The 14,935-nt window shown below is 51.0% G+C and carries 13 protein-coding genes; 4 read left to right on the top strand and 9 right to left on the bottom strand.

The window, feature by feature from the left end:
* Window positions 1–23: 23 nt before the first annotated feature.
* The gene (locus EDC56_RS12190; protein ID WP_162844174.1) at window positions 24–1,157 is read left to right on the top strand and encodes an acyltransferase family protein; all 1,134 of its coding nucleotides are present in this window, start codon (window positions 24–26) and stop codon (window positions 1,155–1,157) included.
* A gap of 153 nt (window positions 1,158–1,310) precedes the next feature.
* Window positions 1,311–1,922, top strand: coding sequence for a DUF2238 domain-containing protein (locus EDC56_RS12185; RefSeq protein WP_211333664.1), 612 nt, complete (start codon window positions 1,311–1,313; stop codon window positions 1,920–1,922).
* Between the two features lie 212 nt (window positions 1,923–2,134).
* Here EDC56_RS12185 and EDC56_RS12180 read toward each other — a convergent pair whose 3' ends face one another.
* From EDC56_RS12180 to EDC56_RS12150, 7 genes are all read right to left on the bottom strand, one after another.
* A complete protein-coding gene (locus EDC56_RS12180) occupies window positions 2,135–2,698 on the bottom strand; it encodes a dihydrofolate reductase family protein (protein ID WP_123712771.1) in 564 nt (187 codons plus the stop codon).
* 78 nt (window positions 2,699–2,776) lie between these two features.
* Window positions 2,777–3,328, bottom strand: a complete 552-nt coding sequence (locus EDC56_RS12175) for a GNAT family N-acetyltransferase (protein ID WP_123712770.1) — start codon at window positions 3,326–3,328, stop codon at window positions 2,777–2,779.
* A 128-nt stretch (window positions 3,329–3,456) separates the two neighbouring features.
* Complete coding sequence (locus EDC56_RS12170) at window positions 3,457–5,988, bottom strand: hypothetical protein (protein WP_148059402.1); 2,532 nt, start codon at window positions 5,986–5,988, stop codon at window positions 3,457–3,459.
* A gap of 173 nt (window positions 5,989–6,161) precedes the next feature.
* The gene (locus EDC56_RS12165) at window positions 6,162–6,941 is read right to left on the bottom strand and encodes a fimbrial biogenesis chaperone (RefSeq protein WP_123712768.1); all 780 of its coding nucleotides are present in this window, start codon (window positions 6,939–6,941) and stop codon (window positions 6,162–6,164) included.
* A 58-nt stretch (window positions 6,942–6,999) separates the two neighbouring features.
* Window positions 7,000–7,464, bottom strand: a complete 465-nt coding sequence (locus tag EDC56_RS12160; protein ID WP_123712767.1) for a DUF4402 domain-containing protein — start codon at window positions 7,462–7,464, stop codon at window positions 7,000–7,002.
* A gap of 230 nt (window positions 7,465–7,694) precedes the next feature.
* Window positions 7,695–8,162, bottom strand: a complete 468-nt coding sequence (locus EDC56_RS12155; RefSeq protein WP_123712766.1) for a hypothetical protein — start codon at window positions 8,160–8,162, stop codon at window positions 7,695–7,697.
* Window positions 8,163–8,766: 604 nt separating this feature from the next.
* Entirely contained in the window at window positions 8,767–9,678 is a 912-nt protein-coding gene (locus EDC56_RS12150) for a LysR family transcriptional regulator (RefSeq protein ID WP_123712765.1), read from the bottom strand.
* 106 nt (window positions 9,679–9,784) lie between these two features.
* On the opposite strand from EDC56_RS12150, the gene EDC56_RS12145 reads away from it, so the two are divergent.
* Window positions 9,785–10,408: a LysE family translocator gene (locus tag EDC56_RS12145; protein WP_123712764.1), complete on the top strand. Its 624-nt coding sequence runs from the start codon at window positions 9,785–9,787 to the stop codon at window positions 10,406–10,408.
* A gap of 99 nt (window positions 10,409–10,507) precedes the next feature.
* Here the strand turns inward: EDC56_RS12145 and EDC56_RS12140 are convergent, their stop codons facing one another.
* Window positions 10,508–10,936: a glycoside hydrolase family protein gene (locus EDC56_RS12140; protein WP_123712763.1), complete on the bottom strand. Its 429-nt coding sequence runs from the start codon at window positions 10,934–10,936 to the stop codon at window positions 10,508–10,510.
* 405 nt (window positions 10,937–11,341) lie between these two features.
* Between EDC56_RS12140 and EDC56_RS12135 the strand changes: the two genes are divergently transcribed.
* On the top strand, window positions 11,342–11,998 hold the full coding sequence (locus EDC56_RS12135; protein WP_123712762.1) for an outer membrane beta-barrel protein: 657 nt from the start codon (window positions 11,342–11,344) through the stop codon (window positions 11,996–11,998).
* Window positions 11,999–12,092: 94 nt separating this feature from the next.
* Here the strand turns inward: EDC56_RS12135 and EDC56_RS12130 are convergent, their stop codons facing one another.
* A complete protein-coding gene (locus EDC56_RS12130; protein ID WP_123712761.1) occupies window positions 12,093–14,711 on the bottom strand; it encodes a beta-propeller fold lactonase family protein in 2,619 nt (872 codons plus the stop codon).
* Between the last annotated feature and the right edge of the window lie 224 nt (window positions 14,712–14,935).

Raw genomic sequence — 14,935 nt, 5'->3', positions numbered from 1 at the left:
TGCGACGATGAGCGGGAGTGACCTTGAAATACACATCGCTAGAATCGCTGAGGGGCATCGCGGCATTGCTGGTGGCGCTGTTTCATTCGGTCTTTGTTAGTGGTTCGCAGTACCCGGTGATTGCCCAGGGCATCATGTTTGTCGATTTCTTCTTCATCCTCTCGGGCTTTGTCATGGCCTGCGCCTATCTCGAGAAGATTCAGGCGGGGCTACCGTTCCGGCAGTTCTTTCTGCTGCGCTTTGGCCGCCTCTATCCGCTGCATCTGTTTATGCTGTTGCTGTGGCTCGGCTACGCTGTGTTGAAGGAGCTGTTGCACCATCAGTTGGGTATGGGCCCCGGTGGTTTCTTTGCCGGTGACTTCGCGACCTTTGTCTCCAATTTGCTGTTGATTAACTCGCTGGGGGTGGACGATGATCTCAGTTGGAATTATCCAGCCTGGAGTATCAGCGTGGAGTTTTATACCTACCTGATTTTCTTTGCTGTGGTAGGGCTCCTGGCGCGACGGATCAAGCACTATTATTTTCTGTTGTTGAGTGTTTTAAGTTACGCCTGGTTGTATTGGTTGACGGAACAGAGCCTGTTGTCGACCTATCAATACGGTATCTTACGTTGCACAGGTGGCTTCTTTCTCGGTGTTTTTATTTTTATTAAAATAGAGCGGAAGACGCTGGCGCCGTCGAGGTTATTGGCCAGTGTGATTGAGCTGTCATCAATCTTGTTGGCGCTGTGGTTGGTGACGCTGTCGACCGAAAATAAGCTTATGCAACTCTGCGTATTGGCTTCCTTCGGGCTGGTGATCAGCGTCTTTGCTGTGCAGGATCGGGGGCTGGTGAGTACCTTGTTGAACAGAAAATCGCTGCTTCTTTTAGGAACGCTGTCCTATTCGATTTATATGATTCACGCGTTGTTCTTCGCGCTGTTGCGAAACATCGGACAGTACGTGTTTCAGTGGCCGCTGGTGGTGGTGGAGCGCGCACACCAGGGGCCGATTCAATATTTTGATACTGCCTATGCCGATCTCATTAACCTCGCCTGTGTGCTGGCCATCGTGCTGTTATCGGCGCTCAGTTATCGTTATATTGAGCGGCCATGGCGGGCCAAATTTCGTCTGTTGGCGCAGCGGAAAAAACACAAGCAGCAGCTGCGGGACTGCTGACCGCACTTTTTCAGCGGTGCAACAGCGTCAATGATGGTGCTTTTGTGTGACTAGATCATCGTGCGATTAGACTACGTGCGACTAGGCCATCGCACTACTCGATCATCGTGCTACTATGCTGTCGTGTTAGCGTCGGGTTGACGAAAAATAAATGTGGAGGGTGGGGCGATTAAGTATCTTTGGCTGTTTATTTATAGCGCGGTTTTGCTGTGGTCGGGTATCGAGCCGAAAGAGCGTTTCACCTGGTGGCTTGAGGTCGCGCCAGCCATAATTGGCGGCGTCATATTGTTATTGAGTTATTCCCGCTTTCGTCTAACGCCGCTGCTGTATGTACTCATTCTAATGCACTGTATCGTGCTGATGGTCGGCGGTCACTATACCTACGCGGAGGTGCCGCTGTTTGATCATCTCACCGAATGGATGGGCAGTGAACGCAATAACTACGACAAGCTGGGGCATTTTTTCCAGGGCTTTGTGCCGGCGCTGATCGCACGGGAGATTCTGCTGCGTCGGGCGGTGGTCAATGGGCGTGCTTGGCTCAACTTATTTGTGGTCTCGATCAGCCTAGCCTTTAGCGCCTGTTATGAGTTAATCGAGTGGGCGGTCGCCGTCGCCACGGGCGATGATGCGGAGGCATTCCTGGGTACCCAGGGCTATATTTGGGATACCCAGTCAGACATGGCGCTGGCGCTGTTGGGTGCGACACTGGCGTTGCTACTGTGTGCCCGCCTGCACGATCGCCAGCTGCGGCCGTTGTTATCGTAGTGTCCGTTCGAACGGAAGCAGCAGCGAGCGTGGTTTTTTAAAAAACTAATTGTAGCGTTAGCTAGCCTGCTGCTAGTCGCCACTCGAAGAAAAATCAGTGCTAGCGCTGGCCATCTGGTCCAGTGTGACACGATGCTGTTCAGGGTAGCCGCGGTATTTTTTAATGAGGGCTTCATCCATCCCAATGCTTTAGCTGTTTCAATGTCTATATTTTATTGATAGTCGACGCGGTATTTTATTTGTATAAAGTCGTTTGGAAATGCCTCGGCTTCTGCGTCCACAAGCTTAATTTGTCGATTGATTCGACCAAAAAGCGGGAGGCCGTCGCCAAGCAATACGGGAGCTTTGGTGATTGTCATCTGATTGATTAAGGCTAAATTGACAAAGGAGGTGATGGTCGTTCCACCGTCCACATAAGCGTGTTTTAGTTCTCTCTTTTCCAGTTCGCTGATAAGCGCTGTTATCTCGCCAGCATAGATTTCAACCTTGCCGTGTAGGCTCTCCGGTGGCTCTTTTAGCGTATGGCTTAAGACTATGATGGGAATATCACCATAGGGCCACTGCTCGGGTGATAAATTGAAGCTGGCTATCACCTCCATACATCGACGGCCCATGATCATACAGTCGACCGAATCGATAAAGTCAGCAAACCCCATGTCGGCGTTGACGCCCATCTCGGCGTCGGCATTACCTGCGGAGTGCAGCCAATCGACGCCGCCATCTGGGTCCGCTATATAGCCATCGGCGCTTGTTGCGATGTACACGGAAAATTTCATTTTACTGTCCTTATTACGAGGGGCGAGTCTGTGAATAATGCCGGCCCGCTGAGCCAGCGTGTCCTGCTACGTCGTCGGTTAAACGTGTTGTGTCGCTGTTTGCTCAGTACTGAGTAGGGCATATTGGTACTCATCTCCCCACGCGCCCTTAAAAAAAATATTTTTACGAAAATGCGCCTCTCGTCTGAAACCGAGGCTCTCGAGCAGGCGATAAGATGCTGTGTTTTCAGTGTCGGTAGTGGCAGTGACTCGGTGTCTGTTGAGTGTGCCAAATAGATAGGCAAGCAAGGCGGTGACCGCCTCTCTCGCCAGGTGTTTTTGCTGATTTTCAGGAGCCACGGTAAAGCCAATCTCAACCTGCTGCTCATCGATGAAGTGTACGGCGAGGTCGCCTAACAGATGATCGCTGTCGGAGTCGGCAATGGCGAGTTGATACCATTGGCCGGCAACGGCAAAGTTGGCATAGTCGGTGTTGTTAAACAGTGACAACGCATCGCTGTAGCTATAGTCAGACCAGCCCTGATATTTTGCTACCTCGGGCCGTGCGCGATACTGGCTGAAGGTATCCAGGTCGGCCTCGGTGAAAGCGCGCAGCGTCAATCGGTCAGTGTGTAGGGTGGGGGTGTTCATTGTTGATTCCTGCATTCGCCGAACATACGTGAATTATCGTGTTCGCGTATGAGGCTGATTATTTTTTTTCGAGCTTACCGTAGTGCAGCGGTAATGCAAGAGCTGAAGGCGAGGGTTTCAGTTATGCTTTATTCGGCTTCGGCTTCGGCTTCGGCTTCGGCTTCGGCTTCGGCTTCGGCTTCGCTATTAAGAACAGTATCCGCTGCTTGCGGTGTGAGTGGCTCTTCCGTCTCGCCGGGGATGATTAAATTCTCCGCCTCGATCTCAACGCCGGCAATCCACTCGACGCCGACGGGGATATGTAACGCCTGCCGCTCCGGCGCCGCTTTGACACCGCTGAGTGTCAGCCAATAATCACCTGGGCTCAGCTGTTCGACGAGGAAGAAACCATCCTGCTCCAGCGCGGCGCTGCCGATGGTCAGCCCGGTCTGTTGATCGACGACGCTGATCTGTGCATCACGGTCGATGCCATCCTGAGTCAGGAAGACGCCGTCGATACCGACGCTGTAAGTGATGGTTGGATCGATCTGCAAGCGTGAGCCGGGACGTAGGAAGACGACTTGAAACTCCTCGGCCGTGGTGTAGCTGATGTCGAGGGTGTTCTTATCGACGCGCACTAGCTGTTTCTTGTTTACCGCGACACCGTCGGCGACATAGTAGCCCTCATCGTTGCTGATTGCCTGGGCGGCACCGGCATAGACCTTGACGCCGGGGATGGGCTCGATATTACCCTCCTCATCGGGTGGCGATAGAATACGGCCGTAGATGCGACCGGTGCCAAGGTGTTGAGGCGCGAGGTCTTCTTTGACGGTGCTGACGGCCTCCTCGATGCGGATATTCATTAGGTACTCTTTTTCGCCGAGGCCGGCAGAGAGGTAGAGGTTTTTATAGGGGTTCCAGCTTGCGGATAACGTGCCGATAATGTCGCCGATGGGGTCTCGGCTGACGTCGATACTGAAGCCCCAGTTGCGGTCAGGACGTATGGGATCGCGCAGTTGTAGCTGGCTATTAACCGCCATTTCATTCAAGTCGATATTGAGGCCGATGCGGTGTCGTTCAAACTCACCGTTAATCGTTAATAGATTGCTATATGCCACCTCGCCGTTCGCCGCTTTGACAGCGTTGTTGTCCAATTTGAAGGCATAGTATTGGTTGAAGCGGCTGGCGATACTCTGTGTCAGTGCAGTGTTGCCGTTACCGTGGCTGAGGGTGGAGAGTACGTTCCAGTTATTCATCGATAGGCTGTGATGCAGTAGTTTCCTACCGTCGTAGACGTCCTGACGCACCAGCGGGGTAGCGCTATCGGCGATGCCATCAACGCTATTGATGGTGAAGCTAAGGTCTTGGTAACGCAGCCCGGTATAGCGGATGCTGAGGTCACGGAAGGTCTGGCCGCCGTAGTTAAGCTGCTCAAACTGGCCGTTGATGGCGTTACCGAGGCGAGTGGTGAGATCGTAGCCGTAGGCGCTATCGTCCTCCCCGTACTGGTAGTAGTGTGCGCCAGCGCTGAGGCGGCTGGCGAGGCCGAAGCGTGAGCGTAGCTGTAAAAACGCATCGTTATCGAGCGTCTTGCCCCAGGCTGCGCTGTGGCTCTGTTCACCGCGCTCGAGTAGCAGGCCCTCGTCAGGGGCGACGAGAATGGTGCGGGTGCGCTCGGCGCCATCGGGAAAGTAGTAGCGAAACTGTAGAGTATCGCCACCGGCGGCGTCGATTTCTTCGAGTTGGTAGAGACCGCTATCGTCGACGGTCTGGGTAGTGAGAATAAAGCCGTTACGAAAAGCATCGACCTCGGTGTTCGGCAGTAACACTTCCTGATAGCTGAACTTACCACCACCGATAACGTCGGCGTCGGTCTGTAGCCTGATCGCGTTTTCGAGCGGATAGCTCGGGACGAGAGCGCTGGAGAGCGAGCTAACGTTGCCCAGTCTGGTGGCGTAGAGACCGGGAATATTACTTTGCTGGTAGAGAAAACTGTTGACGTCGACGCTGGAAAAATCACCCTCGATACTGCTGTTCAGGCGCAGGGTGCCGCGAAAAAGATCACTGAGTGCGCTGACATAATACGACTTGTCGTGGCCATGGCTTTTTTTCTTTTTCAGATCGGCGCTGAGCTTCATCTCGGTGGCATATTCTTCCGGTGCGAATATCACCTCGGCCTCTTCTAACCGCTTGATGGTTTGCACCTGGTGCCAGTAGTTCTTGCGCAACACTTTGCGTTTTTTTATGCGCTCACTCAGTGGCAGATAGTGTGTCGTCAGCGACATCGCGTAGAGGTATAGCGTCCAGTTAGTCTCGATCGGCAGCCAGCGTGAAAGCTCGCTGTGTTTGACCCAGATGGCGTCGTCGATGAAGGCTACATCGTCCTTGGCGAAGGAGAAGGTCGGCTCTCCTTTGATGTTACTGCCCGCCTCGCGGCTGGGAAGGTCGAACCAGTAAATATCGTCAGACCAGGGCAGGCTAGCCTGACAGTATTTTCTGATTAGATCGCACTCGCCGGGCATCTCCATCCAGTTGTTGAAAATATCTTCGACGTTGAGATAGGGGATCTCCTCCTCGGTCATCATGACACGATAGAAGTGACTGCCACGGCTCTTACCGACACGTATTTCGATGAACTCCTCGACAAAGTCATCGACTTCAAAGGCATGCGCTGGCTTCACTTCTATGCTGAGTAGTAGCGTTAGATGAAATAAGCTAAAAAAGTATAACCATGTTTTAAATGGTGATAGCTGGGGCCTTGTAGGCGATAAAAAAAACGCAGGCATGGGGCGCTGAAGTTAAAAGTGCGTGCTTGGCTGCACGGAGGCAGCCGACGGTTTCGTCGAGGGCTGTGTTAGGCGGCGCAATCGACAGTGTTCTTAAGCTCGGGTTGGTCGAAGCTGGCGTAGATAACTTGATAGCCTGCCTGCGGATTGTATTTCTTTTCAATTTTCACAGGGTTGTTCGAGCCGCGCATGCTGACGAGGCGATCCTCGTACAGGGCCTCTCCGGGTTGTGCCTTGGTGACCAGGGTAATGTCGCCATCGAAGCGCCAAACAGATGAATTGGTGACCTCGAGTAATAGTTGATCGGAGTCTTCTTGCTGACGGCAACTAAAGTTTAATAGCGGTTGGCCCTCCCCCTTGTTGCCGTAGACGGCGACGGCGGTTTCCATCTTCATACTCAGCCGCATGTCGACACTGCTGCCGCCTTCTGCCACTGTTTGAATCACTTGTGCGGTCTCGAGCATTTGTACAAGAATATGGCTGCGATAAGTGCCTTCGGCTTGATCTTTTTTCGGCCTGATGGAGACGCGAATATCGCGACGTTGACCGGGCTTGAGACTAAGTCGCTTCGGGCTAAGGCGAATGCTGCTAGTGATGTCTTCGATGGTCACAGTCTCTGCATCGAGGTGGCTGCCGAGGCGCAGTGAGTTGCTATCTATTGGGTAGTAGACCGGTTTAATATTGAGCCTTATCGGCTCGTCGCCATCGTTAGTGATGATGAAAGATTGGGTGAGTGGTTCATCCATATCAAAGTTGATGATGGCAGGTGCCACAAGAAAGGAATTCTTGGCCTGAACTTGACCGACTAGAAAGAGTGAAAGTAAGGCGATTAGGTAAAATTTATTCATCGGAATATTCATCTGCTAGAGCGGGGTCACAACAGTGGCCCCGCAATTTTAGTTATGTTTATAGATAAACAACGGTGAAGGTCGCATCGCCTTCGTAGCTACCCTGGCTGTCAGCAGCATCTACGTGGGCAGTGGCGCCAACTTTAATACCGTTCAACACACCAGAGGCGTCTAACGCACTAGCGCCAGCATCAACAGTGAAGGCATCAACGAGAATCTCGTCGCCACTAACACTGTCAGTCATGTTGATAGAGGCTTCAGAAACCGAGGCAACAACAGGCGCGTTGATGATACCGGTGATGTTGAATGTGGCAGCACCTGCATCACTTGTAGCAACTGTAACGGTCGCTGCAGTACCGGCAACTTGTGCAGGGAAGGTAAGACCCTGTACTTCGCTGATGGTGATTGATGACAACAGTTCGATGTTAGCCTTGAAGGCTTCATCAACGGCGTTGGCGTTGAAGGCTACGAGAGAGGCTAGAATCGCTGATCCGGCGAAAATCGCTTTATTTATTTTTTTCATGGTAATTTCCTTATATTTAATAGTTACCCTGACGAAGTGAGTTTCGTTCAGGTGGGTAAATAATAACTACTTCTGGCTGAAACAAACCGTCGCAATAGTACCCCTGAGTATTTAGGTTTTAGCTATGTTTCGGTTTTTATGTTTCGGCTTAATGTTTCGAGATATGTTCTGCGTTGCCGAACGGCAGTTGCAGTGCGTTACACTTTTTCTGTTTTAGTTGATAGTTCTCGCTATATGTTAATGCTTTCGCTGGTCTGGGCCTTATAGGTTCCGGGTGTTAGGTTTCTTAGTCCCCTCTCCGTGGCACCGTAGCGTTCGATCAGCTCTATCTTTGAGCAACCTTCGTTGATCGAGGTAAGCATGGCGGCTCTTCTCGCTGCCACATAGATGCCCCATAGTGAAGGGAACTCGACAAAACCTCTATCGTCACAGCCCTGGCGCATCTTTCTGTGCAGCAGGTCGTTAACGGGGATGTCTAACTTGCTGGCTAATCGGCAGGGTTTTTTGGGGATGTAGACTTTTCTACCCCCGAAGTCATTAATGATGACGAGCATTTGGCAAAAATCGGTTTGATCGGCTATCTCGCCCGCTAGCCAGGGTAGGCAAGAGAGCACTGTTACCTTATTGTTGTCGTAGAACTCTACCAGTTCGTCAATAAATAGTTGGTTATCCATGAGGATGCCTGAGAATAATTTCATTATATTTTTACCTGTGTTGTTTTTGTATTTATCAGTGTTTTGGCGGTGAAAGTTCGGACATGTGAATGGAATGTCGTGCTCAATACAACCGGGGAACGGTTCCTCGATGTTATTGCTTGCAGATCTATGTATATCGACTGATTCTTTGTGTGTATTAAACTATGGTGTTTCGTTAGTCTTTAGTTTTTTGTTTTTATATTTTTGTGTGTCAGCTTTTGTTTTGTGCTGTTTTTTTGTTGATAATGTTTCGTGTGATGGTTAGTTGGTGTTTTTTTACTGTTTTTCTTTTGTTTGTATGTTTTTTTGCTTTTGTTTTTTTTGTTGCTGGTGGTTTTTGTTGGTTGTTTTGCTGGTGTTTTATGTTGCGCGGCATTTTTTTGAGCTGTTTTTTTTTGTTTGTGAGTTGTTATATGGCTTGCTTTGAATGTTGTCGTTTGTGGCAGGTTTTTTACGATTTATTTGACTTTGTAATTACAATCTTATTATATTTTTCGTGTCATATCAGCAGGCCTTTACTCTGCCAGCTATAGTCCGCTATGTCTCTGTGAGTGGTCAGTGTTGCAGGAGGTAGGTAGGGAAGGAAGGGGGCGGGGCGATCTCTGCGCTAGGTCTTGTTTTGCTGTCTGCTACTGTCGCGCTCCTCGTCTCTAGGTACGCAGAGTGCTAGCTGTTCCTGTACCCACAGTGAAAACATCGCCTCTAATGAGCCTCTTTCTGCTTCTTGCTGTGCGATCAGCAGGTAACGCTTGCCCGAGGGGATGAAGCCTAGGGGGGCAATTAAGTTGCCACGCTGTAAATCATCGGCGACCAGTGGGTAGGAGCCCATGGCGGCGCCAAGACCGTCGGCGGCGGCCTGCAGGCAAAAATAGAAGTGTAGGAAGCTTTGCTCCGAGCCGCTGGTCGGCTTGGTCTGTTGCTCGCTGGCGGCGGACCAGTCGGCCCAGGCCTGTGGTCGTGTGAGGCTGTGTAGGCGTTTACTGCGGTGTATTTTTTGCTCGATTTTTGCCCAGTATGCTGCCGACACCACAGGCCCTACCCACTCCTCTACTAAAGGAGTCTTGTGGTACGCAGGGTTAATGTCGAAGTCGTCGCGTCGAATCGCTAGCGTTATACCGTTGTTGCCGAGGGTGACGGCACCGCCCGCGGTGGATAGTCTAATATCCGCCTGTGTTTGTATGGCATAGAAGTCGCTTAGGCGAGGCATTAGCCAGCGCATCGTTAGGGTCGGTTCGCAGGAGACCTCGAGGCATTGGTTATTGCGTTCGGTGAGTTGCTGGATACCGTCGTCGAGGGCGTTAAAGGCTTGACTGGTATAGTGGCGGAGTAGTTCGCCCTCGGTACTGAGGAAGACGTTGCGGCCCCTGCGGTGAAACAGTGTCTGTCCGAGGTGGCCCTCTAGCGCTTTAATCTGTTTGCTGACCGCGCCGTGGGTGATGCACAGCTTCGTTGCCGCTTCGCTGAAGCTGCATGAGGTTGCAGCGACATGGAATACATGGAACGCTTTTAGGTGTTTCATCTGTGAATTTTTCTCACATATTGCTGGCCTCGAATTCGATTATAGAGGCTTTCGAAAGAGGTTACAATTGACCTTTAATCACTCGACTCGTTAACAGGAACTGCCTATGGAAGTCGTTAGTCTGCTCTTGATCGGCCTACTCATTGTTGTCAGCCCGGGCGCTGATTTCGTCTTGGTGTTGAAGAATAGTATGACCTCGGGGCGCGCGGCTGGGGTGTGGACGGCGCTGGGCATTGGTCTCGCTATCGGCATACATATCGCTTATTCGATGTTCGGCATTAGCTATATTATCTCGCACAACCCGTTGTTATTTAGCATGATCAGCTTCGCCGGTGCCGGTTATCTGGTCTATCTGGGGGTGAAGAGTATCTTGACGGCTGATGCGCAGCTAGCGGTTGCTGCGGCTGATGCCAACGCGCTAAAGCCAAGGCAATATTTCTTTCAAGGCTTCCTCTGTAACGCGCTCAACCCAAAGACGATGTTGTTCTTTGTCAGCTTGTTTAGTCAGCTGCTCAGCACTGATGCGGGGAGTCAGCAGACGGCGTTATGGTATGGGCTGTACATCGCGTTATTGCATGCATTATGGTTTAGTGCCGTTGCCGTGTTCTTTACCGCAGAGAAATTTCAGCGTCATTTATTGAAGATAAAAAAGAGACTCAATCAAGCCTGCGGTGTGGCGTTAATGACCTTCGGTGTGGTGTTGGCGGCTCACTCATCTGTGCCGTTTTAATTAACGGGGGCGTCGTCGATGAGGTGAACAGCGCTACCGACAATGTCGGCTGTGCGCTGGTACAGGGGCCGGTCTTGTTCTTCTGCCCTATTTTAATCGTTAACCTGCTTCCATTTGTTTGGCTAACTCTTCTGCTCTGCGGCCCACCTGACGAGCCCATCGTGAGTTGAGCATTTCTTTTGCGGCTGTTTGGTAATCGTGTTGCTGCAGCGCAGACAACATATTTTTAAATTTCATCAGTCGGCTGATACCCAAGTTGAATGCCATGTTTAATAGGGCTATTTTACGATTATCGCTTAATTCATCAAGGAAGCTGATGTTATTGCTCACCTCTTGTTCAACTCGTTTGATGTCGTTGTTGAGCAAGTAGAAGGCCTCGTCTTCGCTGATACCGAGGTCGTCGATATTGCGACCGATGCCGATGGTGAGCTTGCCTGCCGTGCAGTGGTAAGGTTTGTACTCGATGCCTTCGTGGCGCTTGAGTTGTTGACCGAGTAGTTGGATTGCTTCGTTGCTTAGTAGTGCCATTGCGTGCCTGCCTATTATGCTAAGAGTAATTTTGTATATCGATAAAATAGTGCTGCGAGGTGGTAGCTTTAGCGTCGCTGCCAATTTTCTTCTTGCCTGTTTCGAATTTTTCGATAAGTGCTTAGCTATATTTCCATAACTGGAAAATATTTCTTGGCTTAACGGCTGATTACTTTTTTCTTAATATGATGGTTAATGCCGGGTTTATGTTGCTGTTTGTTTTTCTTGTGTAAGTTTTTCTTCGGCTTTGTAGTTGCTTTCTGCCTTTGCAGTATCCTCTTTGTTTAAATTTTTTTCGCTCTTGCAGTGGGATGCCCTGCGTCAGCAGGCAACATTATCTAGGTGGTTTACGGCTATTCCGGCTATGGTTTATTTAGTCGTTGGAATGAGTATGTCGGGGGGGAAATGGCAGGATATTCTTGTAAGCTAATCAACCAGTGCCGCTGGACTGCCAGCTGTTTGTTGGTTTTCTGCACTACGGCTACGGCCGATAATGCATATTATCTCGGGCTCTTGGTCGGTAGTGGTGAGGTCGAGGTGGTCGGCCATGATCGCCGCCCGCAAGTTGCTGAGGTGCTGCGGGAGCAAGGCGACGACGTTACAGTGGTCGCGGCCGGCGAGCCCGACGGTACGAACACCGCGGTAGTCTATGGCGGTTACCAATTTTCTCGTAATGTGGCGGTTGAGTTAAGTTACGCCGATTTAGGTGAGACCAAGGGCAGCTTTAGCGCCTTGCAGGCATCGACGGAAGTGCTCGAGGGAACAATAGCGTCTAGCTATCAAGCACTGGCCTTGGCGGCGGTTATCGACTGGCCTATTACTCGACGTTGGTCGCTACAGGGGCGGCTCGGTGCGCATCGTTGGCGGCATCGTTTTGAGTTGGCAGGAGAGGGGGTGCGTAGTGATAGCAGCGAGCAAGGCTTTGGCTTGCTGTATGGCTTTGCCGTGCAGTGTCGTTTATTCGATCGTTATTATATCGGTGGGCACTGGCAGCGCTTTGATAATGTCGAGCAGAAAGAAGGTGTTGATATGAAGGCGTTGGGTATCCATTATCGCTTTTAGTGAACAGGGAGTTAGCGGTCTGACTATAGGAGCATAGCTTATGCCCCTAATGTATCGATCGGTAGCAGCGCTGGGCTGCTACTTATGTCGTTATTTACAGAGCGACCAGCCCCTTCGGCAGACAGGTGTACGTCATCTGCTGTTTTGGCAGCATACTGATAATGCGCAGGCCCTTATCGGAGAAAGCGGGGAAGCCCTCGGCATGGAAGTTACCGTCAGCTGCCAGAACGCCGTAGTAGGCGTGGCCTGCAATAATACCCGATGCCGCTAGGGAGCAGACGCCTTGCTTTGCCTGCTCGACCAACAAGTCTACGCGTGCAGCGCTCGCCTTCTTGTTGCGCTGTGACAGCGTCACCTGCTGGCCATGAATGGGTGGGTTCTCTGTATCGAATGCCAATACAAAGTCGGCCACATCACGTCCCTGCTGATCATCTTCCCATTCGAAGGCGCCGGATAATACGAAGTCATCGAGTGTAGCCACCATGCCATCGTGTAGGTAGCCAAAGCCACGAATCTGATCGCCTGCATGCGGGGCGCCTAGGAACGATGAGCCAAACATACCGACCTTCTGATACATATTCCTCAACTGGGATACTTTGAAGTCCTGAGAGATGCCAGCGCCTTCGTTGGTCACCATGCCGTCGGTACCGAAGCGTTTCTCTGCGGCATCCAGCTCGTGGCAATCATTACAGCTACTAACACCTTGGCTAGAAGGGCGGTTGAAATACAGATCGCGACCAGAAGCCTGGCTGTCGGTTAAGCTGTTATCCAGGTTGCGGATAGGGTTTGGGCTAGAGGTAATGCTTAACACGAAGTCGGTGAAGGACTGTAGGTCTTCCTTGGGGAGCTCTGTTTCACGTCCTACTAGGGCTACAAACGCGCCACCAAACTCCTTAAAGGCAGCCGACTCTCTACTTTCGCCTGCAACGGGGTTGAGGCCTTGTCTGTCGCCACGCCAGTGCATCGGGCCGCTATCACTGATACCGCGGAAGGTCTGTGTCGTCATGGGGCCCTTAAGCGGGTGGAACATGTTAGATTTAAGAGGGAATATGTTATTGCCTGGAGAAATTTCCAGCAGGTTTTCATGCAGTTCTTCGTTAGGGTTACCTAAATCCCAGGCCAGCGCATCTGCATCGCCATAGATATGGCAGCCACCGCAGCTCGAGGTGCCGTTACTGGAGGTGTAGTCGGCATCGTAAAGAATCGGGCGCCCGTCTTTAACGTGTGCTGGCTCAGGGTTGTAGAGGGCGACGGTGGACCTTACCTTCTGCTTTGCTAGGTTGATAACCGAGACGACATTGTCGAAACGAGAGTAGACGTAGAGCTTTTTGCCGTTGTTGCTGAGTGCTAGGCCGGTAGGGCCGCCGGGAACCTTGATTTGTTTGCTGGCGTCGGCTCGATACTTGCCTTTATCGAGACGTTTTGTATCGATAAGGGCAACGCGGCCGGAGCTAAAGGCCGACATTATCAGTGTCTTGCCATCTTTACTGACGACCATATTGACAGGCTGGGCTAGGCTTTTCGCTTTTTCCTCTGCTGGGATTGCATCGCCCATCGCCAGGCTGTAATCAACATGGGCATTCAAGTGCACCGGAGTCACAGTGTCATCCTTGATAACGGTGATACGGTTTTCCGCAAAGTGACCGCGCACTGTCGTGCTATCCGTGCCTGGGCCTTCGAAGCGTACTTCGTTACGCGCCTCGGTGTTGGAGACATAGACGGCGCCGGAAACAGGGTTGACGGCCATGTTAAACAGGGTGGTACCGACATGGCTATAGGATTTTTTGAGGGTGGGGATCGAGGCGCTGGCATCGATCTCAAAAACATCGTTGTCGGGAAGGTTGAATGCAATAGCATGTGACCAGTCGGTATTCTCTTCGTCAACCCACTTGCTGCCGTTATACCTAACGATCAAGGCGGTATCCGGTGCAGGGGTGCCATCGGTACTGGCATTAGGCTCAGGTTTTTTGCCGGTGACGTAGCTAGTAGGGGCGACGGCCGTTTGATTGCCCGATAAAAATGATGCGGCATAGACCGTGTTGCCATCGGCGCTAACCGTTAAGGCTCTCGGGGTGTCTGCGAATAAAGGCAGGATGGTTTCTGGTGTGCCGCCCAGTTCCCTGCCTGTGTGTTTAGCGTCAAAAACCCAAACGTCGGCGCGACTAATGCCTGGTGTGCGCAAGTCTTCAAGTTTAAAACCGCTGTGGTTTTGACCGCGGTGTGCTGTGGTGATGAAAGCACGATTTTTCTTCGGCCCAGCGAACACGATATCTCTAGGCTCATCACCGACGAGTAGTGTCTTCTTTATTCTCGGGGTGCCCTGGATATCGACAACACTGATGCTATCGGAGAGATGGTTGACCACCCAGACTTCGTGATTATTTCGTACGGCAACGGAAACAGGTTCTAAGCCGACCTGTACTGCGCTAATGCGGCTCAGTTTTTTGCCTTTGGTTGAATAAATTTCAAGGCAGTTTGCAGGCGTATTTGCTACAAACAGCAGGGAACCATCGGCAGAAAGTGCTATCGGTCGAACTTGACCGCTCTCGTAATTGATGAAGTTTTCGTTCTCTTGTGTTTGTTGACAGCTGAATACTGGGTTGCTAATTAATTTTTTTGACGTCACTGGGCTGGCTATGCTGGCAGTTGAAAAGCTGGCGGCGAGCACGGATGCCGCTATGCAGCCCCACACTTCCTTGCTACAGGAGGACATAGTAAATTCCTTTTCTATTTTTTTGTTGGTTCGACTTTGTGTTATATATTTATATTTTTTATAACTTTTTTATTTAATCATGGAAGCTGTTGTGAAGACAATGGTGGTGTGTTTTTTTGTTTTCGTATATTGGTGTTATGTGCTGGGTGTCATTTGTGTTCGTTGATGTTTTTGCAGGTTTTATTATTTTTTTGTTGGTTTTTTAAGTTTTTGTTAAATTCGTC

This window comes from Sinobacterium caligoides, from assembly GCF_003752585.1.
Classification (GTDB): Bacteria; Pseudomonadota; Gammaproteobacteria; order Pseudomonadales; family Sinobacteriaceae; genus Sinobacterium; species Sinobacterium caligoides.
This window is presented reverse-complemented; position numbering and strand designations above follow the sequence as displayed.